The 21,220-nt window shown below is 35.7% G+C and carries 21 protein-coding genes; 12 read left to right on the plus strand and 9 right to left on the minus strand.

The window, feature by feature from the left end:
- The first annotated feature begins 6 nt into the window (after positions 1 to 6).
- The 7 genes from ttrS to NBG71_RS07100 all read left to right on the plus strand — a co-directional run bounded on the left by ttrS (position 7) and on the right by NBG71_RS07100 (position 8,295).
- Entirely contained in the window at positions 7 to 1,770 is a 1,764-nt protein-coding gene (ttrS, locus tag NBG71_RS07070; RefSeq protein ID WP_159364133.1) for a tetrathionate respiration histidine kinase TtrS, read from the plus strand.
- 10 nt (positions 1,771 to 1,780) lie between these two features.
- On the plus strand, positions 1,781 to 2,383 hold the full coding sequence (ttrR, locus tag NBG71_RS07075; protein ID WP_075673842.1) for a tetrathionate respiration response regulator TtrR: 603 nt from the start codon (positions 1,781 to 1,783) through the stop codon (positions 2,381 to 2,383).
- Between the two features lie 74 nt (positions 2,384 to 2,457).
- Positions 2,458 to 3,399: a Kdo(2)-lipid IV(A) acyltransferase gene (locus tag NBG71_RS07080; RefSeq protein WP_099660628.1), complete on the plus strand. Its 942-nt coding sequence runs from the start codon at positions 2,458 to 2,460 to the stop codon at positions 3,397 to 3,399.
- Between the two features lie 272 nt (positions 3,400 to 3,671).
- Positions 3,672 to 4,880, plus strand: a complete 1,209-nt coding sequence (gene mdtG / locus NBG71_RS07085; RefSeq protein WP_099660629.1) for a multidrug efflux MFS transporter MdtG — start codon at positions 3,672 to 3,674, stop codon at positions 4,878 to 4,880.
- Between the two features lie 420 nt (positions 4,881 to 5,300).
- A complete protein-coding gene (locus NBG71_RS07090) occupies positions 5,301 to 6,836 on the plus strand; it encodes a peptide MFS transporter (RefSeq protein ID WP_075673839.1) in 1,536 nt (511 codons plus the stop codon).
- A gap of 162 nt (positions 6,837 to 6,998) precedes the next feature.
- Positions 6,999 to 7,778: a PhzF family phenazine biosynthesis protein gene (locus NBG71_RS07095; RefSeq protein WP_219495180.1), complete on the plus strand. Its 780-nt coding sequence runs from the start codon at positions 6,999 to 7,001 to the stop codon at positions 7,776 to 7,778.
- A 106-nt stretch (positions 7,779 to 7,884) separates the two neighbouring features.
- A complete protein-coding gene (locus tag NBG71_RS07100; protein WP_023581781.1) occupies positions 7,885 to 8,295 on the plus strand; it encodes an acyl-CoA thioesterase in 411 nt (136 codons plus the stop codon).
- A gap of 229 nt (positions 8,296 to 8,524) precedes the next feature.
- Here the strand turns inward: NBG71_RS07100 and NBG71_RS07105 are convergent, their stop codons facing one another.
- The 6 genes from NBG71_RS07105 to NBG71_RS07130 all read right to left on the minus strand — a co-directional run bounded on the left by NBG71_RS07105 (position 8,525) and on the right by NBG71_RS07130 (position 14,132).
- The gene (locus tag NBG71_RS07105; protein WP_159364135.1) at positions 8,525 to 8,842 is read right to left on the minus strand and encodes a hypothetical protein; all 318 of its coding nucleotides are present in this window, start codon (positions 8,840 to 8,842) and stop codon (positions 8,525 to 8,527) included.
- A 132-nt stretch (positions 8,843 to 8,974) separates the two neighbouring features.
- Positions 8,975 to 10,717 (minus strand): YadA-like family protein, encoded by a 1,743-nt coding sequence (locus NBG71_RS07110; protein WP_250916721.1) that lies wholly within the window; start codon positions 10,715 to 10,717, stop codon positions 8,975 to 8,977.
- Between the two features lie 405 nt (positions 10,718 to 11,122).
- Complete coding sequence (locus NBG71_RS07115; protein ID WP_099660631.1) at positions 11,123 to 11,752, minus strand: CatB-related O-acetyltransferase; 630 nt, start codon at positions 11,750 to 11,752, stop codon at positions 11,123 to 11,125.
- Positions 11,753 to 12,008: 256 nt separating this feature from the next.
- Complete coding sequence (locus NBG71_RS07120; protein WP_075674362.1) at positions 12,009 to 13,100, minus strand: NADH:flavin oxidoreductase/NADH oxidase; 1,092 nt, start codon at positions 13,098 to 13,100, stop codon at positions 12,009 to 12,011.
- Positions 13,101 to 13,272: 172 nt separating this feature from the next.
- Positions 13,273 to 13,551, minus strand: a complete 279-nt coding sequence (locus tag NBG71_RS07125) for a DUF2798 domain-containing protein (protein WP_075674363.1) — start codon at positions 13,549 to 13,551, stop codon at positions 13,273 to 13,275.
- 242 nt (positions 13,552 to 13,793) lie between these two features.
- On the minus strand, positions 13,794 to 14,132 hold the full coding sequence (locus tag NBG71_RS07130) for a DUF5713 family protein (RefSeq protein WP_109420335.1): 339 nt from the start codon (positions 14,130 to 14,132) through the stop codon (positions 13,794 to 13,796).
- Positions 14,133 to 14,384: 252 nt separating this feature from the next.
- Here NBG71_RS07130 and NBG71_RS07135 point away from each other — a divergent pair, with 252 nt between their 5' ends.
- From NBG71_RS07135 to NBG71_RS07145, 3 genes are all read left to right on the plus strand, one after another.
- Positions 14,385 to 15,026 (plus strand): hypothetical protein, encoded by a 642-nt coding sequence (locus tag NBG71_RS07135; RefSeq protein WP_159241958.1) that lies wholly within the window; start codon positions 14,385 to 14,387, stop codon positions 15,024 to 15,026.
- A gap of 682 nt (positions 15,027 to 15,708) precedes the next feature.
- A complete protein-coding gene (locus tag NBG71_RS07140) occupies positions 15,709 to 16,374 on the plus strand; it encodes a response regulator (protein WP_075674178.1) in 666 nt (221 codons plus the stop codon).
- A complete protein-coding gene (locus NBG71_RS07145) occupies positions 16,375 to 17,778 on the plus strand; it encodes an ATP-binding protein (RefSeq protein WP_250916722.1) in 1,404 nt (467 codons plus the stop codon). It abuts the gene before it with no gap.
- Between the two features lie 82 nt (positions 17,779 to 17,860).
- Here the strand turns inward: NBG71_RS07145 and NBG71_RS07150 are convergent, their stop codons facing one another.
- Together NBG71_RS07150 and NBG71_RS07155 are read right to left on the minus strand one after the other, a co-directional pair.
- On the minus strand, positions 17,861 to 18,190 hold the full coding sequence (locus tag NBG71_RS07150) for an AzlD domain-containing protein (RefSeq protein ID WP_083629136.1): 330 nt from the start codon (positions 18,188 to 18,190) through the stop codon (positions 17,861 to 17,863).
- Positions 18,187 to 18,849 carry an AzlC family ABC transporter permease gene (locus NBG71_RS07155; protein WP_075674181.1) on the minus strand — a complete coding sequence of 221 codons (663 nt, stop codon included), beginning with the start codon at positions 18,847 to 18,849 and terminating at the stop codon, positions 18,187 to 18,189. The genes NBG71_RS07150 and NBG71_RS07155 overlap by 4 nt, the downstream gene beginning before the upstream one ends.
- Before the next feature lie 85 nt (positions 18,850 to 18,934).
- Here NBG71_RS07155 and NBG71_RS07160 point away from each other — a divergent pair, with 85 nt between their 5' ends.
- Positions 18,935 to 19,495 (plus strand): helix-turn-helix domain-containing protein, encoded by a 561-nt coding sequence (locus tag NBG71_RS07160; RefSeq protein ID WP_159241956.1) that lies wholly within the window; start codon positions 18,935 to 18,937, stop codon positions 19,493 to 19,495.
- Positions 19,496 to 19,589: 94 nt separating this feature from the next.
- Here the strand turns inward: NBG71_RS07160 and NBG71_RS07165 are convergent, their stop codons facing one another.
- Positions 19,590 to 20,444 carry a D-amino-acid transaminase gene (locus NBG71_RS07165; RefSeq protein WP_075674183.1) on the minus strand — a complete coding sequence of 285 codons (855 nt, stop codon included), beginning with the start codon at positions 20,442 to 20,444 and terminating at the stop codon, positions 19,590 to 19,592.
- A gap of 193 nt (positions 20,445 to 20,637) precedes the next feature.
- Between NBG71_RS07165 and NBG71_RS07170 the strand changes: the two genes are divergently transcribed.
- Positions 20,638 to 21,216 carry an HdeD family acid-resistance protein gene (locus NBG71_RS07170; RefSeq protein ID WP_075674184.1) on the plus strand — a complete coding sequence of 193 codons (579 nt, stop codon included), beginning with the start codon at positions 20,638 to 20,640 and terminating at the stop codon, positions 21,214 to 21,216.
- The last annotated feature ends 4 nt before the right edge of the window (positions 21,217 to 21,220 follow it).

Raw genomic sequence — 21,220 nt, forward strand, 5'->3', positions numbered from 1 at the left:
ATATTTATGACGATAAAACAGACAATTGGGATAAGAAACGCAGTAAGTATCGGGTTATTACTGCTCTTTTTTATACTTCCTCTACAAGCCTCTGCAAAAGAGTGGACAATCGGTGTTTTAGCATTACGTGGTGATGCATCAACGCAAAGACACTGGCATCCACTTGTTGACACCTTAAATGAACAATTTCCATCAGAAAACTTTGTATTAGTACCGTTAAATCTGGAAGAGATGAAATTAGCAGTTGCAAAGAAAAATGTTGATTTCTTACTGACAAATCCTGCGCAATTTGTTCAATTAGATAATGCATTTCCATTACGTTGGTTGCTTTCTTTACGTTCCGGCTATGAGCCTGATAACACAACACGAAATGTCATTGGCAGCCTAATTCTCGTCCGTAACGATAGTCCAATTACTTCCGCCCATGAATTAATCGGAAAACGCGTTGGCGCCATCGCACCAGATGCCTTTGGTGGCTATCTTCTAGGTTACAAAGCACTACGAGAAGAAGGTATTGATCCTGATAAAGATTTCACATTACGTTTCACGGGTTTTCCAGCCGACGCTTTACTTTATCTCTTACGTGATGAAGATATTAACGCAGCAATTATTCCTGTTTGCTTACTGGAAAATATGGATCATGAAGGGCTTATTCGTAAAAGTGATTACCGCCCCGTGATTTCCTATCAAACCAATACCCCTTGTTTAACCAGTACACCGCTCTACCCTAATTGGTCATTTGCAGCGCTAGATACCGTTCCTGATGAGCTTGTTGATAAGGTCACTCGCGTTTTACTTACCGATGACAGTAAACCGATGAAATGGGGAGCGCCGGCTTCACATACTCAAGTTGAAAATCTATTAAGAGAAGTCAACCAACATCCTCGACAAAGGCAGCTTTGGCAAGATGCGAAAAGTTGGGCTATTCAGCACCAATTTATTATTGGTCTTTCATTAGCAGCCATTCTTTTTCTCATCCTAAACCAAGTGTGGGTCAGCTATTTAGTTAGGCGTCGTAGTCGTCAACTGGAACAAGCTCACAATCGATTAAGACAGCAAAAGGAAGAGTTAGAACACGCTCAGCGCTTAAATATATTGGGAGAAATGGCATCCGGGTTTGCTCATGAGCTTAATCAGCCACTTTCTGCGATTAAAAGCTATGCACAAGGGAGTGTTATTCGCCTTAAAAAAGAGAATGAATCGCACCCATTGCTCCCAGCATTGCAACAAATAGATAAGCAGGCACAGCGCGGTGCTGATATCATTAGAAATCTACGTTTATGGGTTGGAAAACAAACACCTAACAGTGATACGATGTTGCTTTCTCATCAAAATATTGCGCAGTGTATTCAACATATCTGGAAGCTCTTACGCGTAGAAGATAAATACCCACAGGTTTCATTGATCACTCATATTGATGAACATGATACCCTGTGTTTACCCGAAACTTTATTAGAGCAAATTTTATCCAATTTAATCACCAATAGTCTCCAAGCTGGCGCTAAAGTACTAAAGATTAGCACCCATAAGGCCCCTGATAGGTTACTTATTGTCATTGAAGATGATGCGGGTGGAATGAGCCATAGCCAACTTGAACACCCCTTTTCCCCATTCCAAACAACAAAAATGGAAGGACTTGGATTAGGTTTGGTGATTTGCCAACGTTTATTACTTTCTCAAGGTGCTGATATTCATATTGAAAACCAAAAGAATGAACAAAATAAAGTTGGAATAAAAATTACACTGATTTTCCCTAACAAAAATAAATAACGGAGAAAAAATGCCAACAATTCATCTTGTTGATGATGATCTTGCTGTCACTGATGCTTGTCAGTTTTTATTAGAAAGCTTAGGTTATTCAGCCCATGTTTGGAATGATAGCGAGTTCTTTATCAACAATGTTAATCTCTATCAACAAGGTGTTGTCTTGTTAGATATGAGAATGCCAAAACCCGATGGCAGGCAAGTCCACCAGCATTTAATTGATAAGCACAGTACACTTTCTGTGATTTTTTTGACTGGTCATGGCGATATTCCTATGGCAGTTGAAGAGATCAAAAAAGGGGCTATCGACTTTCTACAAAAACCCGTTGATAGTAATGCATTGTTATCTGCATTAGATGCCGCATTTCTTGAAACTAATACGCGTTTTACCGCACACGATATTCGCCGCCGTTATGCATCATTAACCCCTAGAGAAAAAGACATTGCTTATTATGTTATTCAAGGATTAATGAACAGAGAAATAGCAGAAGTTGCTTGTGTTTCAATAAGAACCGTCGAAGTTCATCGAGCAAAAGTGATGGATAAAATGGCAGCTAAAAATATTGCTGAATTGGTGACTGCATTACAAGGCATCGAAATAATTTCACCTAATTTATGACAAAATTTCTTATCTGAGCTAAAAAATGTCACAATATAAGATATTCATTGGAAAAATAGTAAATAGATAGGCTTATGATAAAGTCACCTCCATTTAAAAAATCATTTTTACAGCCTAAATATTGGCTAACTTGGTTCGGGATTGGATTACTCTATATTCTGGTTCTCCTTCCTTATCCTGTCATTTATTGGCTAGGGACACGCCTAGGCCGTTTTTCAAAAGTTTTTTTAAAAAAACGCGTCCAAATAGCGGAACGTAATCTTGAGCTCTGTTTTCCACAGATGCCCAAAAGTCAGCGAGAAGCCTTAGTTAATAAAAATTTTGAATCTGTTGGTATGGGATTATTCGAAACTGGCATGGCGTGGTTTTGGCCTGAATGGCGAGTCAAACGTTGGTTTAAAGTCAGTGGACTTGAAAATGTCTCAATGATTCAAGAAAAAGGACAAGGCATTTTGCTCATTGGCATCCATTTTCTAACACTTGAACTGGGTGCTCGAATTTTTGGTATCTATACCCCTGGAGTTGGTGTTTATCGCCCTAACGATAATCCCGTTATGGACTGGCTACAAACATGGGGTCGATTACGTTCTAATAAATTTATGATCGACAGAAAAGATGTCAAAGGCATGATCCGCAGTTTAAAAGCAGGTGAAATTGTTTGGTATGCACCAGACCATGATTATGGTCCACGTAAAAGCGTTTTTGTACCTTTGTTCGCTGTTGATAAAGCGGCAACAACAACGGGGACTTATATTCTGGCAAGAACCAGCAAACCCGCATTAATTCCATTTACGCCCAAACGCTTACCTGAAGGTAAAGGTTATGAGTTAATTATCTCACCACCTGTTGCTGATTTTCCTGTTGATAATGAGGAAAATGCCGCTAAAGCAATGAATAAAGTGGTTGAACAAGAGATTTTACGCGCGCCAGACCAATATATGTGGTTGCATCGTCGCTTTAAAACTCGCCCAGAAGGTGACGCTTCTTTATATAACGAAATAAAGAAAGTACACTAATCGCAAAGTGGCTGTTTTATTCCAAAGCAGCCACTTTGTAATATCACGATATACTGCAATAACGATAATAAAATCAATAACAGCACAAGCTGTAAACTCCTGCAAAACACATTATAAGAGCAAGACCTATCGCACTTATTCTGTATCATGGCTATATTCTTATTCATCATAAAATAAGAAAACCGACTCGTTGTTGCCACGCTCAACATCGCTACGGTTATTTTCAGCCTATTTTCTTGGTTTACTCTCTCGTTCTCGGCTAAAGGAGTAACATGGATCTCAAGCCCCGAAATAATTCTTGGAAACGTAATCTCTATATTGTCTGGTTTGGCTGTTTTCTAACTGGCGCCGGTTTTAGTCTGATCATGCCTTTTCTCCCTCTCTATGTAGAGGAACTGGGTATAACCGATCACGAAGAGCTTAATCTTTGGACAGGCGTTGCATTTAGTATTACCTTCCTTTTTTCTGCTATCGCTGCGCCTTTTTGGGGAAAATTATCAGATAGAAAAGGTCGAAAATTAATGCTATTGCGTTCAGCCCTTGGTATGGCGATTGTGATGGTATTAATTGGATTTGCACAAAATATATGGCAATTATTAATACTGAGAGCCTTGCTCGGTATATTAGGTGGCTTTGTTCCGAATGCAAATGCGTTAATTGCCACTCAAGTACCCGTTAAAAAAAGCGGCTGGGCATTAGGTACACTTTCAACAGGTGCTGTAAGTGGTGCATTAATAGGCCCTTTAATTGGTGGTATGCTTGCTGATCTCTATGGTTTACGCCCCGTCTTCTTTATTACTTCAGCCGTTTTATTTATTTGCTTTTTAGTCACCCTCTTTTTCGTCAGTGAGAACTTCACGCCTGTTTCTAAAAAAGACGCACTAACCACAAAACAAGTATTTTCATCCCTTAAAAACAAAAGGCTCGTTGTGTGTCTGTTTTTCACCACAATGATAATTCAAGTAGCAACGGGGTCAGTTACACCTATTTTGACGCTTTATATCCGTGAATTAACGGGTTCAGTCAACAATCTTGCCTTTATCAGTGGTGTTATCGCCTCTGTACCCGGTATTGCAGCACTTATTAGTGCCCCTCGTTTTGGTAAATTAGGTGACCGAATTGGTCCGGATAAAGTGCTTATCTTTACCCTAGGGCTCTCTATTTTTATGTTAATTCCAATGGCGCTGGTCAGTAATTATTGGGAGCTAGGTGCGCTACGTTTTTTACTTGGCGCAGTCAACGCTGCTATGTTACCTGCGGTACAAACACTTATCCTCTACAACATCACCCCTGCTATTGCTGGTCGAATTTTCAGCTATAACCAAGCACTAAGAGATGTTGGAAATGTTACAGGGCCGTTAATGGGGGCTTTTGTTGCTGCAAGCTATGGATTTAGAGCTGTTTTTTATTTCACCGCAGCCGTTGTCTTTTTTAATTTAATTTACTCTTGGTTAAGCTTTAGAAGGCCACAAGAAAAGTAGTCAAAAAATCCACAAATAAGATCAGTTAATAGTTTTTTTTCTTCAAAAAATTATACTTTTACATTTAAAGGCTCAATTGTTACTTCTTTTATTCTATTTTTTGTAATTTATTGTTTATTAAGAATATTCTCACCCCCCATTTGTTAAGACCTCTAAAATTTTCTTGTCCTCTTTTTTCAAAAAATTGCAAGGTTAACTATTGCAAAATGAGATTTTTATCGACTTTTGCACCAAAAAATGGTTTATAAAGTATTAAATATACTTTTAGTCGCTGAATTCTGACAAAAGTATGTTAAAAATATATTAATTAAATGTGGTGGATACTGATAACAGAATGAAATAATTCTGTTTCTCCACTTACTGCTATTTTGTTCTTTTTACTTGCAAACGACCTGTAGAGGTTTTTTTTGGGAATTTAAGATGCAATCTACTCACTCAAAATCTAGCCGAACTTTCTTTGGCCACCCATATCCATTAAGCTCCCTTTTCTTCACCGAAATGTGGGAACGCTTTTCTTTCTATGGTATTCGCCCATTATTAATCCTATTTATGGCGGCAACCGTTTATGAGGGTGGCATGGAAATCCCCAGAGAGCAGGCATCTGCTATTGTGGGTATTTTCGCAGGCGGTGTTTATTTAACATCACTGCCAGGAGGTTGGCTCGCTGATAACTGGTTAGGTCAACGCCTAGCTGTATGGTATGGCTCTATCTTTATCGCTTTAGGGCACCTATCCATCGCACTTTCCGCATTTTGGTCACAAGACCTGTTCTTTATCGGTTTATTACTGATTGTATTGGGTACGGGGCTATTTAAAACCTGCGTAACTGTGATGGTAGGAACCTTATATAAAAGGGATGATACTCGCCGTGATGGTGGATTCTCCTTATTTTATATGGGTATCAATATGGGCTCATTTATTGCACCACTCATCACAGGTTTCTTAGTGCGTGATTATGGCTGGCATTGGGGCTTTGGTATTGGTGGGATTGGTATGCTTGTTGCGTTACTGATTTTCCGCTTTTACGCAGTACCTACTATGCGTCGCTTTGATAGCGAAGTCGGTTTAGATTCAAGTTGGGATCGCCCAACCGTTGTTCGTCGTAATGTCGGTCAATGGATTTTAGCGTTATCTGTTGTTCTTATGGCAATTGTTGGCCTTATTATTTCTGGCGTTATTCCTTTTAACCCAGTTGTTGTGGCTAACTTTATGGTCTATGTGATTTCCGGTAGTGTTATCGCCTATTTTATCTATTTATTCCTATTTGCTGGATTAAGTAGTAGTGATCGCTCTCGCTTATTTGTTTGTTTCCTCTTATTGGTTTCAGCAGCCCTTTTCTGGTCTGCATTCGAACAAAAACCGACATCATTTAACTTATTTGCTAACGACTATACTGACTTAAACTTTATGGGATTTGAGATCCCTGCGGTTTGGTTCCAGTCTGTTAACGCTCTGTTTATTATTATTCTTGCACCAGTATTTAGCTGGTTATGGCCAATGATGGCACGTAAGAATATGAATTTAAGCAGTATGAGTAAGTTTGTAATTGGTATCTTATTTGCAGCGGGTGGCTTTACCGTCATGATGTTTGCATCTGAAAGCGTTATTGCAACAGGACAAGGTGTTTCACCACTTTGGTTAATTGGCAGTATCTTATTGCTGACATTAGGCGAATTATGCTTAAGCCCAATTGGACTTGCCACAATGACTATTTTAGCGCCAGCTAAAATGCGTGGGCAGGTTATGGGATTATGGTTCTGTGCAAGCGCATTAGGAAATTTAGCAGCTGGTTTAATGGGTGGAAATATTCGTCCAGATAAACTCGATGTCATGCCTGATTTCTTCTCTCATGTTTCTATCGCTCTGGTTATTTGTGCCGTTGTTCTTGCTGCACTGATTATTCCGGTTCGTAAGCTTTTACAAAGCGCAGATAGTAAAGAGAAAGCACAAGCTTAATCTAATGCGTTAATTATTAAAGCCATGTCTAATTACTTAGGCATGGCTTTTTGCTTTTATATCTTACAACTTAGATGCTGTTTTTAAGTATTGCACCCAATATTTAAAACACTTAATCTCATTACCTTCTATTTATTGATAGTTTATCACTAAGGTAATGGAATGACTGTTCTTCCTATTTATTATGTTAATGCTTTTTCCTCTATGCCTTTTGCAGGAAACCCCGCAGCTGTCGTTTTGTTAGAAGAATGGTTGCCTGATGACACCTTAATTACACTTGCTAGTGAGATTAATTTACCTGAAACCGCTTTTTTAGTTGGTGACCATATTCGTTGGTTTACACCTAAAATTGAAGTTCCTCTTTGTGGACACGCAACATTAGCCACTGCTTTTGTACTAAAAACCATAAAACATTCCCCTCATGATCTCTTTAAATTCCAGTCTCTTTCAGGTGAACTCACAGTTTCTTGCCAAAACTCTCTTTTTACACTGAATTTCCCAGCTATACCTGCAACATTAAATAACGATATAAAATCAGCCCTTGAAGAAAAATTAGCATTACAAATCGATGAAGTTTGGCAAGCGCATGATCGTTATGTTTGCTTTTTATCTGATCCAGAAACAGTCACTAACTACCAACCTGACTTCATTCAAATCACACAGTTACCTTTGCCTGGCGTTATTATCACAGCTAAAGGTCATGCTCCTTTTGATTTTATTTCTCGCTTCTTCGCCCCCGTAAAAGGCGTGAATGAAGATCCTGTTACGGGTACATCACATTGCATATTAGCGCCAATTTGGGCTAATAAACTCAATAAAACACAGTTACAAGCAAGACAAGTTTCAAAACGAGGTGGAAATATTAACTGTGTGTTAAGAGATAATCGCGTTTTACTGACAGGTGATGCTGCACTCTTTTTAACTGGCGAAATAACCTTTTAGTTACAGACGGCATAATCAATCATTCATCTACTTTGCTTTCAATTTACTCTATTTTATACTGTGGGGAATATCTCCCTACAGTATTAAAGAAAAAGGCTTTATTGTTATGTCCATCTCTGACTTATCCCCTGAACTACAAGATAAAATTAAAAATTCAGTCACCCGTGTTTCTAAAGTCATATTCCCTACCACCACCAATCACCACTCAACACTCTTTGGTGGCACAGCACTAGCTTGGATGGACGAAGTTTCATTTATCACCGCTACCCGCTTTAGCCGTAAACGTCTAGTGACGGTTTCTACTGAAAAAATAAATTTTAATCACCCTATTCCATCGGGTACGATTATTGAATTAGTCGGTGAAGTTATTCGTGTTGGACGCACAAGTTTAACGGTAAATGTTTCTATTTTTCTTGAAGATATGTACGCAGAAGGCCGTGAAGAAGTAATCCATGGTCAATTTAATTTTGTTGCGGTTGATCATGACGGAAAACCAACGCCATTATTCGATAAATAGTATCTATAGAGAGATTTGTCATACTTTTTATCTCTATTAATTAAAAATGACATTATTTTATTATGTTCTTTATTATTTTGAATAATAATAAAGTATTAAGATCATTAATTTAAATGGATGCTTTTCAAGCAATATAAAATATCCAATAAAATCAATAAATAATAAGATTACTAACATGTAAAACAAGAGTTATCCACAGTTAATGTGGATAACTGAATAAATCCAAAAATCAGAAAACACAGATTTTTGTTACTTCAAATTCAATCTGACAAACGGTCAATTTCCTTCCTGCTGTTGCACTTTCAGCAATAACAATATCCGTTGATTGTGAATACTGTCGCCCTACTTCAAGCGCTAATTCAATGGTAGGTTCAATCAGTAATATCGCCCCAATCTTTTCAAGATCAACAGGAAATTCTGCCAGTGATCTAAATTGCACCACTTGTTTTATCTTATTTTTAGCAATTTCTTGTGCTTTTTCCGTTGCAACTTGATTAACTCTTGCTTGTTTTTCAAAAGCACCACCACCTGAATGAAGATAAATCATATTTTACTCACATAGAAAACAAAGGCTGTTACCTTTATTATTCAAATCAAAGGCATAAAAGCCAGCAGAATGATAAAAAAGTAACAACCTTATCTCTACTTTTTATCTTACTCAGCACAATACAAAAATGCTTTACCAGCCATAAGAAACGCCCCCGCCTACAACACCGCGATCTTCTGTATTCCATGAAGCTGAAACACGAATAATGGCGCTTTCTGTTATTTGATACTGAGCACCCGTTGCAAATGCATTAGCATCGCGATAATTACCCACTCCAACACCTAAACTAAACGTGTGATTGGTTACGTAAGGAATATTAGCCATCGCCGCGACAGAAGCAATCCCGGCACTTGCTCTTTTATCTGCTTTATCGATTTTATTATCCATATTCTTAAGTGCAATATCATTATCAATAAAGATATTCTTAAATTTATTATTGGTATATTCATTTGCAATAGAGATAGAGTCATGTTTTGATTTTTCAATATATTCCTTCAGCGATTCATCTCTTTCATTAATTATCGTATTGGTCACATTTATATACTCATTTCCTTTTTGAGTAACATAGCTTTGATGTTCTTTGGTTAATTTCTCATTATTTTTTCCAATAAGTCCTTCTATACCCGATGCTATTTTACTAATCTCAATATCGGTATAACTATTGGCATTTTTTTCTGATGCGTTAACCCTTCGCTCTGTTGAAAAGGTAACTTCATCCTTAATATTGTTAACGTGTTCAACTATTTTCTTATCGTGTTCGTTGACTTTAAAGTCAGTGTATTCTTTAATATTTTTTTCAGACTCATTGATCCTATTATTTGTGCTCTTCTCTATTACTTCCTTCATATTATTTATTTTATTATCAGTATAACTTTCCGCACCTTTTTTTATTTCATCTGCTTTTTTATTTGTATAATTTTCAGTATCTACTTTTAGATCAGATAATTTTTCTTCATTATAAAGATACATTTCACTTTTAACTTCATTGATATAATTAACAGTATTAGTCTGATACTCATTGATTTTACTATCAGTATATTGATTTGAGTTTTTTTCTGCATTTTCTGCGAATGTTTTTGCTTTAAGCTCGCTCTCTTTTAAGACTGCTTCATTTGCCTTTATGATATCTCCTTGTATTATCTCATTATTTTCATTTATTTGTTTTGTTGTTGCTTCAACAATCGTATTTTTCTCTTGCTCAATTTTATTATAAATAGTGGTATTATTATCATTAATGCGCTTATCAGCCTCAATAAGAATATTATCTTTTTCTTTTTTTAATTGAGAAATATTGACGGCATCTGTATTTTCCGTACCTGCTGCAACATTAATAATTTGCCTCTGGTTTTTATCACTACCGATTGATAATGTATTATTACGATTATTACTGCTATTATCACCTAATATAATCGCATTACTTGCTGATCCTGAAGACTTACTACCAATAATCACTGAATTCTCTGCGTTATCAGAAAGGCGACTACTACTACCTAAAATAACACCATTCTCAGCATTATTTATTACTCCTTTCCCTATACTAATTGAGTCTTTATTTTCACTATAAGCCTGAGAACCTATAGAAAGAGAACCCTCACCAATTGCCATTGCACCACTTCCCAATGACATCGCATTATCACCAATTGCCGTACTTCTATGTCCTATTGCAGTTGCATTTTCACCTTCAGCACCTGCATTAGCACCGATTGCCGTTGATTGATCAGAATGCGCCCACGTATTATATCCAACAGCCGTAGATTCATTACCGTCTGCTTTACTATTTCCACCCAATAAGGTTGTATTATTTGCATAAGATAAAGGTGATGATAATAATGAAATCACTAACAGCTTTACCTGAAAATATTTATTTTTAATCATACCCACATCACTCCATAATTAATAAAGTCACATATAGAATAATATGTATTTTATTTTTTACACATTAGATATCTTATAAAATAAACTAATGATAAATTGAAACTCTATTAATTAAAAATAATAACAATGTCATATAATTAACTTTATTATAAATAAACATTGTGATTTGATTTATATTTAAATGATAATCAACAACTAAAGAAAATAGATAAAAAATAAAAATCAAAAATAAATTTTAAAAAATAAAATCATTAACCATCTATAAAAATAAAATATTTTTACTTTTGAGATAATGATCAAATAAAAGGAAATGCTACTCTATAAATATAAATACTATTTTTAAAATATATTAAAAGAAACACTAAGTAAAACCCCTAGGCTTATTACCGCTTAGGGGGGTTAGTATTATTCAATAAACTGTGCTTCTGCAATTAATAATTTATCAATTGATGATTGGCATAAAAGAGGTCTGAGCGCTTCAAATTTCTTTTCTGACCATTGGTAAATCTTTAAAGATAATAGTTGCTCAATAACTTTAGGCTCAAATCGATATTTAAGATGTTGTGCGGGTGTTCCTCCTACAATGCTATAAGGTTCAACATTTTTGGAAACAACGCTATTAGCCGCAACAATAGCACCTTCACCAATTGTCACACCTGGCATTATCATTGCACGCATTCCTATCCATGCGCCATCATGAATATAGGTATCACCTTTGCCAATATAGGCTTCCTCAATCTTATCCATAAAAGGATAAAGAGAAAACCAATCCATTCGGTGAGTATGATTGCCACCCATTAATATCACCGCTTGCGCACCAATACAGACATAATCGCCAATATATAATTTATCAATTTCCCACAATGGTTCCCATTGCAGGCTAATCTCGTCACCATATAGATAACGTACAACTGAAGTTTCAAAACCATCATCCCAACAATCACTGTAATAACTGTGTTGTCCTTTGATGATAATGTTTTTATTTTTAACTGTTTCGTGCAGATATTCTACACGCGACCAATGTTTATTTTTCATAATATGACTCGCTATAAATTAATGAGTCATCAAAGAATGCTTAATTCTCTGATGATGTGTTCGCATTCAAAACACATCGTCTTAAGCAATCCTTGGTTGAAGTAATAAGGGATTTTTTTTCATCTTGCTTTACGGCCAACTTTTCCAACGCAATGCGCTTATACTTGCAGTTTATCTGCACCATAATAAAGATTATCAAAGAAAAAGCTACGGATAACCTTAATAACGATTGGTTATTTCCCGTAGCTTGATAATATTATTTAAAAAAGTCTTTGCTACCATGAGGCGCACAACGTAAATATTGAGGTGCTACTTTTATGGTTTGTTTGAGTTTTTCTGCTGCATGCCAAGGCCAACGAGGATCATAAAGAATACCTCTGCCTAAAGCGATAAAATCAGCTTGCTCTGTAAGTAAAATAGCTTCTGCTTGTTCTGGCTCAGTAATAAGGCCAACTGTAATAACAGGCAGTTGTGTTTCATTATAAATTGCTTGAGCAAATGGTACTTGGTAATTAGGGCCTAGCTTAATTTCTTGCTTTTCTGATAATCCACCAGAAGAAACATGAATATAATGACAACCTAACTCTTCAAGATGCTGAGTTAAAGCAATCGTACTTTCTAAGTCCCAACCAGCTTCAACCCAATCTGTTGCGGAAATCCTGACGCCAACACAAACATTATCAGAAACTGCATTTTTCACTGCAACAAAGACATCCACTAATAACCGACTACGATTATTAAAATCACCACCGTATTGATCCGTTCTGTGATTAGATAGTGGAGATAGGAATTCGTGCAATAAATATCCATGAGCACCGTGGATCTCAATAACGTCAAATCCTGCTGATTCAGCCCTTTTAGCAGCATCAACAAAAGCTTGTTTTATTTCGTCAATTTCATCGACAGCCAACGCATGAGGTTGATGATTCTTTCCAAAAGGGATTTCTGAAGGTGCAACTTTTTGCCATCCATTAGGAGAATCTGGCGCTAATGATGCTCCGCCATTCCAAGGTAAATCAGTCGATGCTTTACGTCCGGCATGTGCAATCTGTATACCGACTTTTGCAGATGAATACAGTTTAATATTATCAACTAGCTTTTTTAGTTCATTACCATGTTGGTCAGACCAAATACCTAAATCTTTATAGCTAATACGACCTCTAGGCTCAACCGCTGTTGCTTCAACAATCACTAACGAAGCACCAGATAGTGCTAGTTGCCCGTAATGCATAGTGTGCCATGCGGTTGGGTAACCTTCTTGTGCTGAATATTGGCACATAGGTGCAACAATAATACGGTTATCTAACTGATGGGGGCCTAATTTTTTAGGGGAGAACAACAAACTCATTTAAAGCCTCCTGCTATCAATAAGAATTTATGCAAAGAAAATGTCTTCGCTTTTAGATATACCATTTAAATATACAGGTTTAAGGCTATCGGATCTTATTCATTTAGGCGATGTTTTACTTCACATTGTGAAAAACAAAGAAATCCGCAATTGATGCGGATCTCTTTGTTGATTAATCATTAGATTTGGCAGGTTTCACCAATAATAGTGAAAAGCGTCTTGCGATTGGTAAGACAAATAAAACCGTTGGAAAAGCAATCATCCAAGAGATCCCCCAAGAAGTTAACCATGGGGAGATTACATACATTCCCATTCCTAACGATTTGACGGTACTAATAAACGAAACAATACCTGACATAATAAAAGAAAGGAAAAAGGGAACAAGAAAAATCATTGCTCGAGTAGGAAGTTTAGGAATACCTAAAAAGTAATTTTTGTCCTGAAAAGACATAGATAAAGACTCCAATAATACGATTGTACAACAGCACATAACTGCCAATACAACAGGCTAAAAATGTTATATGCGTTGATTAACGTAAACGCTTACGAGTCTTTGTTGACTAAACTGGGTGCTAGTTTATTAATAAATATTTCTTTGTCAACTAAATTATTCTCATTATCATTTAGATGGTCATTGATAAAATTAAAGCTCATCTAGATGAGAAAACACAAAATAGTTTTCTCATCTTATTTCTACCAATCTCGTGTTGCAATTAATTCTTCTATATCAGCATCTTCAAAGCCATATTCATCAGCAATGACGCCAAAATCTTCAGCAATACACTCTCTTGCTACTGTTTCGATCTCGCTATTTTCCTCATAAAACTCTTCAGCTAACTCATTAAATTGGTCTGTTGTTTCTTGCGTAAGAATATAAAGCTCTGCCAAATTTTTAGGTGAAGTTGCTTCTATTTTTAAACAAAGTGCTTTTAATAACTCTTGTCCTTTCTTCACAAGATGTGTTGGATAATAATTATCATTGTCCATTTCTTTTAAAAAATAATGCTCTGCTAGTACTTTATTTTTAATCATTACAAACATCCTTATCTAAGTATTTATCTTAAGGTCATTAAAGTATACTTATTATCTCAATTACGGAAAAGTATATTACGTTTCTTAATTAAATGTCTCGCTTTTATTTATCCGAATTTATAGAATTCTGTCCAGCAAACGGAAAATAGGCAATTAATTAAAATGGCTAAAAAAATACAATTTATATTTCTTTTTTTGACTATTGCACTGCTCTCTTTTTTGACTATTAATAAATTTTTTAAAAGCTCACCATTGGCGACCTGGCACTTCTATGGCAATAATGGTGAATATATTACAGGTCATTACTACCCACCAGCAGAAGATGATGTAACAGATGCGGTGATTTCCATTCCAGAAAAACCAGCTAAAGAAGGTTTAACAATAACACATTGGAATACTTGCAGTATTGAACTGAATATTGATAATAAAACGCTTTATATTTCTTATTTTACTAATGGCCTTATTCAAGCTTCTTTATCAACAAAAAATACATCTTACGTTGTATTAACTGAGCTGTATTTTTATCATCCTGATGATATGCATTGGTCGATAAATCGATTAGAAGATGGAACATACAAAGGTTGGATTTGGGATAATGTTGCAAACCAGCTTATTCCTGTTCGTTATCAGGAAGATAAAACAACAATTATTGACGGTACAAAATATACTTTGATGCCAGAAAGTTATTGGCTATTTCAACGTTGGGCTAATGGCGTTTTAGTGGAAGAGTACACATTAGATGATTTACCAGCAAAAGATGGCTTTATTCCTGATATAGATAAACAACGACTAGCTCAAGCAAAAGCAGAGCTTCAAACTACCACAAATGAATTGGTGAAACCGTTAAATTTACCATTTAACTTAATGTTGTGGGATAACTCACTTTGCAAGTGATATGTGAAATGCTCCCAGAGGGTTGGGAGCATTTCTGACACAGAATGATTTAATTTATACTAAATAACACCATCTAATTTCATATAAATTCCTTTTATTGAAAATTTAATTCCTTTCCAGTAGTTAAGTTTTACTGCAAGAGTATAGATGAATAGAGTAAATAATTTAAATCTGATAAAAATGTTGCACAACAGGGGTATATTAAAATAGTTATTTATTTTCAATAAAAGAATAAGGCATCAATTTAATAGCTATATTATTCAATAAAATCAATATTCTATATTTATATTATTTTAAACATAAAAACTTATTTATTAAACATTAATTTTTAATAGACTTCATTTTTAAATCTAAAACATCTCAAATAAAGTATTTAAGTTATCTTAGCATAATAATGTGAGATATTTATTATTCACATTAGGTTAATTACGCTAATTCTATCTAAAAAAAATCTTTAAAATTAACATTAAATGCCTTAACACGATAAAAATGAAATAAATAGTATATTTATCTCAATCTACTCCTAAAAACTCTAGTCATTTATTTTTAGTAAAACATATTAAATAAAAATTTATCTTACATTAAGAGTTCATTAATCAAACCTTGCTTTACATTTTATTATATTGCTCAATTTTTATTTGGCTCTTATACTTTCTTAAGACGATTTTAGGTAGGTATTATTATGAATATTTTATTAGTTGAAGACGACTTACAACTTGGTAAAGCGCTTTGTCGCGGGCTTGAAATTGCAGGTTTTCAACCATGTTGGGTCAGATTACTTGCAGATGCTCGTGTTCAATTAAGCCAGCGCCCTTTTGATTTAATGTTATTAGATTTAGGTCTACCTGATGGTGATGGGCAAGACGAACTGATTGCACTTAGAAAAAGTGGTGAGAAAATTCCAATTATCATTTTAACTGCTCGCACTCAAATTGATAATTTAGTACAAACATTAGATTCAGGTGCAGATGACTTTTTACCAAAGCCTTTTGCTATGCCTGAACTTATTTCTCGCGTAAAAGCGGTTAGTCGTAGAATGGCTGGTTTTTCTTCACAAATATGGTCCATTGGTGATTTACAACTTAATCCAGCAAACCATCAAGTCACTTTAAATAACGAACTGCTTTTGTTATCAGGTAAAGAATACCAACTATTATATGAATTAATGCGTAATTCTGACAATGTGGTACGTAAATCAGAGTTAGAACAGCGTTTATTTGGTTTAGACGATAAAATCGAAAGTAATTCCCTTGAAGTGCATATGCATAATTTACGAAGAAAAATAGGCAAAGAGCGCATTATCACGGTTCGTGGCGTAGGTTATTTATTAAAAAAAGAAGCTAATTAAATGAAGATCTGCTCCTTCTTTATTTACACCATTGTCCTTCAGATTATCTCCATAGTTATGCTTTGGGGCGTTTGGTTAGCTTGGATACAATTTGATTATCTTGCTGAGTTCGAAAAAGTTTATAATCAACAACAAGAAATTATTGCTGAGGGTTTTGCTAATACCTTAGAAATTGTTGCTGATCAGCCTGAAGTCCTTAAAGAAGTCGCTCATAACTTACAAGGTATGTATATCGACGCCATGCTCAATGGTGAGGATGATGAATTACAATATCTGCCGTGGATTATTGCCTTAGATGCAAATAATACCCTGATTTATACTAACCGCCCTGAGCTACCAATCCCTACAAGAGTTCTTTCATTAGCATCAGAAAGAGTATCTGTGGCGGGTGAAAAGTGGATCCTCTCTTTTAGTTGGGGTGATAAACACAAAATAAAAGTCTTTATTGGTGAGTCGGTTGAAGATAGAGGCCATGTTATTGGTAACCCTGTTGAAGGCACCTTTGTTCCTTTCCTATTTATTCTTGCGACTGTTATTTTTGCAATCTTAATTACCGCTTATTTTAGTTTACGGCCTCTAAGACAAGCTGCAGAGCTTATCTCTAATCGTAAACCTCGTAATTTAACGCCGATAAATGTAGGCCAGCAATTTAAAGAAATACGCCCTATCTTTAAAGAATTAAACCAATTAATGGCTAGAATTGACGCGGCCAATATTCGTGAAAAACAATTTATGGCAGATGCTGCCCATGAATTGAGAACACCAATAGCCGCTGTTATTGCTCAATTACACCTGCTCTCTTTAGTCGATGATCAAAAAGAGCGTGAAGAAATTATTGATGATATGAAACAATCTCTTGATAGAGCGGCGGCTCTTTCTCATCAATTAATTGATTTGGCGCGATTAGAATCTGACGATTTTCCATTAAAAATAGAATCTCTTGATATCTATAACGTCATTGGAAATGCAATAGCACAACGTGTTCCTTATGCAATTACTAAAAATATTGAGCTATCACTCAATGAAGGCCACGCTTTAACGATTAAAACTGATAAACAGGCTTTGCTCTCTATATTTAATAATCTGCTTGATAATGCCATCAAATATTGCCCCAAAGGTAGCCAAGTTGAGGTAACTATTGAGAATCGATATGCGGAAGGGATCCATGTTATCGTGCGTGATGATGGCCCTGGTGTCGCAAAAGAACATATCAATGTTCTATTTTCACGTTTTTACCGCGTTCCTGGCTCCAACGAAACAGGGAGTGGATTAGGTCTATCTATTGCACAAAATCTCGCTAATAAAATTCAAGCATCGTTACTTGTGACTGAAGGGCTAAATAATAAAGGTATTGGTTTTATTATTGTTCTGCCTTTAGAGGCTAAATCATCAGACAGCGATTAATAGATAGATAACCGATATTCCATAATAAAGGAGGATATTGTACCTCCTTTTTATTTTATTACAGTGATGACCTAAAGGGGGATTATCCCCAAAGATTAATTAACCAACGTAAACCTGCTGTCACTATTGCGGCACTCAGTACAATCATAATAAAAGGCTTTTTCTGCCAAGTAAGAACGCCTGCCACACCCACACCAATAACTTTTGAGATATCAGCAAGTTGGTCACCATCAAAAAATGTCGATGTCATCGCCACTGAAAACAGAATAACAATCGCCGACAATGAGAGGAGCTCTTTAACTCTCTCTGATACACCCGCTTTATTGTTGAGTAATATGCCGGAAAGACGCATGGCGTATGTACCAACAGCAAGAATAATAATTCCTGTAATAATAGATGCCGTGGACATTATATTTTCCTTATCACAAACAATACGCCTAATAGCGATAATAAAACGGGGATCCCAACAGGGAGGAATAATGTGGTTGCAAGTGCAATAATGCTTCCTATTATTGCTGCATGGCGTGTTAGTTTATTTTTTAATGCCGGTAAACTTAATGCGAGGATGATGGCTGGAAACATCGCATCTAGCCCTAACATCTTTATATCTACAATAAATGATCCTAAGTAAACACCAAGCATGGTTCCTAAAGGCCAAACAAGTAAAATACCCAACCCACAGGCCCAAAATGCTAATTTATTTTGTTCAGCAGTACGTTGAGATAAACCAAATACAACACTTTCATCATTTAATATATGAAAACCTAATAATGATTTAAGCCCTTTCCCCGGTAAATCTTTTACGGCCATACTAAAAGGAATATGTCGTGCATTGACCATTAATCCAGCAAGAGCGGCATATATTGCACTTCCTCCCATCGCCACAACGCCAATAAAAAGAAATTCGGAAGCCCCCGCTAAAACAAAAATGGATAACACCAACGGTACCCAAAAATCAAAGCCTTGGGTATGTGCTAATGCACCATAAGAGATACCGACGATACCATCTGCTAATGAAACAAGCACAATATCTCTAAGTACGTTATTATCAAGACGACTGTTAATTTTCATAGAATGTAGTATTTTTTATCGAACCATTCGTTCATTATGTTGAACGACTTATTTTTTTGCAAGATGATTTTTGAAGGAATCTATGATGTCATCGCCTTGTGCGCCTATTGAAATTATTTCTCAAGCACTGGCTAGAGAAAGAAAAAAAGCGGGCCTTTCACTTGCTGAAATAGCAAGACGAGCCGGTGTTGCAAAATCAACATTATCTCAATTAGAAGCAGGACAAGGAAATCCAAGTATTGAAACACTTTGGGCAATTTGTGTTGCATTAAACATCCCTTTCTCTCAACTTATTTCAGCGCCACAGCCTGAAGTGAAGGTAATACGTAAAGGCGATGGCTTTAAAATTAGCGCAGAAAAAGCCTATTACCATGCTTTTTTACTTTCATCCTGTCCAATAGGTGCAAAACGCGATATATACACGGTAATTGCACAACCGGGAAAAGATAGAGTTTCAGATCCCCACAGTAAGAATGTCACTGAACATATTATTATTATCAGTGGCAGTGCAATGGTGGGCACTTTAGATGATCAGCAAGAATTACAATCTGGTGATTATATTTGCTACCCTGGTGATGTTACTCATGTATTACGAGCTTTAGAACCTGACACAACCGCAGTCATGATTATTGAACATCATAATTAACATAGTAAAATTATGAATTTACCGCACTGCTATACTGCCATCGATATCCAAAAAGCAGTGCGATAAATTTGATAAAGAATATCTGCTTATTCAATTACTTCTTAAGTGCTTTATCAATGTAGATCTCTCGTAGACGTTGAGATAAATGCCCAACTTTTCCCTGATTTATATCTTCATTATCGATTGAAACAACTGGCCAAATAAATGTGGTTGCTGAACTAATAAAAGCTTCTTTTGCTTTTTTAGCTTCATCAAGCGTAAATAGGCGTTCTGTTATTTTAAGCCCTTCTTCTTGTGCTAACTGAATAATCGCTTGGCGGGTAATACCGGGTAAAATATTCTGACTCAATGGCCGTGTAATAATTTCATTATCGTGATTAACAATAAAGAAGTTACTTGAACTCCCTTCTGTTATATAACCATCTTTAATTAAAATAGCATCATCAGCACCTTGTTGATGTGCATGGTGTTTTGCTAAACATGCCGCTAATAATGCCACTGTTTTAATATCACAACGTTGCCAGCGAATATCTTCAACACTCACTACCGAAATACCTTTTTTTGCATTGGGATGGTTAATGACTGTGGAGTGCTGAACAAAAGCAACTATTGTAGAAGGAACAGATGAAGCCGGAAAATCAAAAAAACGAGAGGAATCAGTGCCTCGTGTTATTTGTAAATAAATAAGCCCTTCATGAAGGTTATTTTTTTCGATAAGTTGATGATGAACATCAATTAGCTGCTCTTTGGTAATAGAAAGCGATAGCGCTAATTCTTTGCATGAACGCTGTAAGCGTTGAAAATGCCCATTAAAGTCAATAAGCTGACCATCAATAACGGCAGTGACTTCATAAACGGCATCTGCAAATAAAAAACCACGGTCAAAAACAGATATTTTAGCCTGCTCTTTAGGTACAAAGTGACTGTCTAAATACACGATATCAGACATTTTACCTCCGTTATAAATTTTATTAACAATTTATCTTAATCCACTACCTTACTCTTTCAACTTTCTATTTTAAAGACGATCTTCCACATCACTACCTCTTTTTAATTATAGTTTTATGTAACTAAGCCATGTTATATAAGCAGAAATTGCTATAATTTAACTTATGTACCAAATATAAGGATAAGAGGTGGCTATGTTAGATATTAATAAAAATAATTTATCCCAGCTAACAGAGAAACTGGTTAAAAAACAATGTACTTTAATGACTGTTATTGCCACATTGGGTTTCATTGCAGGTTTTATCTGTATTATTAACCCACTTTCTTCTGGCATTGTTATCAGTATATTACTCGGTGTTGTATTTTTTGCCTGCGCAATATCCAGCATTATTGGTGGTTTTAATGCTCAAGTCTCTTCTGGTTGGTCAATGTTGATCACATTATTGGCGGGTTTTATTTATCTCCTGCTTGGCTATATTTTTGTCACCGACCCACTAAAAGGTATGCTTAGCCTCGCCTTTTTTATCGGTTTTTTATTTATTTTTGCAGGAATACTGCGCCTAAATATAGGTTTTAAACAGATCAAAGATAATTTTTATGGCTGGTTTAATATCTTGGTGGGATTTTTAGATTTAGTAATTGCCTATTTCTTGCTTGCTTTCGGCCCTGAAACCTCAGTGGCATTAGTTATGGCATTGATTGGTATACAACTCATTTTAAGTTCTATCACAATATTATCGATAACCAGTGCAATAAAAAGAATGACCCATTAATTGA

The organism is Proteus sp. FZP2095, assembly GCF_023701425.1.
In the GTDB taxonomy this organism is placed as follows: domain Bacteria; phylum Pseudomonadota; class Gammaproteobacteria; order Enterobacterales; family Enterobacteriaceae; genus Proteus; species Proteus cibarius.

Coding starts and splice junctions, on each gene's coding strand:
- ttrS (WP_159364133.1), top strand. CDS start 7: ATGACGATAAAACAGACAATTGGGATAAGAAACGCAGTAAGTATCGGG.
- ttrR (WP_075673842.1), top strand. CDS start 1,781: ATGCCAACAATTCATCTTGTTGATGATGATCTTGCTGTCACTGATGCT.
- NBG71_RS07080 (WP_099660628.1), top strand. CDS start 2,458: ATGATAAAGTCACCTCCATTTAAAAAATCATTTTTACAGCCTAAATAT.
- mdtG (WP_099660629.1), top strand. CDS start 3,672: ATGGATCTCAAGCCCCGAAATAATTCTTGGAAACGTAATCTCTATATT.
- NBG71_RS07090 (WP_075673839.1), top strand. CDS start 5,301: ATGCAATCTACTCACTCAAAATCTAGCCGAACTTTCTTTGGCCACCCA.
- NBG71_RS07095 (WP_219495180.1), top strand. CDS start 6,999: ATGACTGTTCTTCCTATTTATTATGTTAATGCTTTTTCCTCTATGCCT.
- NBG71_RS07100 (WP_023581781.1), top strand. CDS start 7,885: ATGTCCATCTCTGACTTATCCCCTGAACTACAAGATAAAATTAAAAAT.
- NBG71_RS07105 (WP_159364135.1), bottom strand. CDS start 8,842: ATGATTTATCTTCATTCAGGTGGTGGTGCTTTTGAAAAACAAGCAAGA.
- NBG71_RS07110 (WP_250916721.1), bottom strand. CDS start 10,717: ATGATTAAAAATAAATATTTTCAGGTAAAGCTGTTAGTGATTTCATTA.
- NBG71_RS07115 (WP_099660631.1), bottom strand. CDS start 11,752: ATGAAAAATAAACATTGGTCGCGTGTAGAATATCTGCACGAAACAGTT.
- NBG71_RS07120 (WP_075674362.1), bottom strand. CDS start 13,100: ATGAGTTTGTTGTTCTCCCCTAAAAAATTAGGCCCCCATCAGTTAGAT.
- NBG71_RS07125 (WP_075674363.1), bottom strand. CDS start 13,551: ATGTCTTTTCAGGACAAAAATTACTTTTTAGGTATTCCTAAACTTCCT.
- NBG71_RS07130 (WP_109420335.1), bottom strand. CDS start 14,132: ATGATTAAAAATAAAGTACTAGCAGAGCATTATTTTTTAAAAGAAATG.
- NBG71_RS07140 (WP_075674178.1), top strand. CDS start 15,709: ATGAATATTTTATTAGTTGAAGACGACTTACAACTTGGTAAAGCGCTT.
- NBG71_RS07145 (WP_250916722.1), top strand. CDS start 16,375: ATGAAGATCTGCTCCTTCTTTATTTACACCATTGTCCTTCAGATTATC.
- NBG71_RS07155 (WP_075674181.1), bottom strand. CDS start 18,849: ATGAAAATTAACAGTCGTCTTGATAATAACGTACTTAGAGATATTGTG.
- NBG71_RS07160 (WP_159241956.1), top strand. CDS start 18,935: ATGTCATCGCCTTGTGCGCCTATTGAAATTATTTCTCAAGCACTGGCT.
- NBG71_RS07165 (WP_075674183.1), bottom strand. CDS start 20,444: ATGTCTGATATCGTGTATTTAGACAGTCACTTTGTACCTAAAGAGCAG.
- NBG71_RS07170 (WP_075674184.1), top strand. CDS start 20,638: ATGTTAGATATTAATAAAAATAATTTATCCCAGCTAACAGAGAAACTG.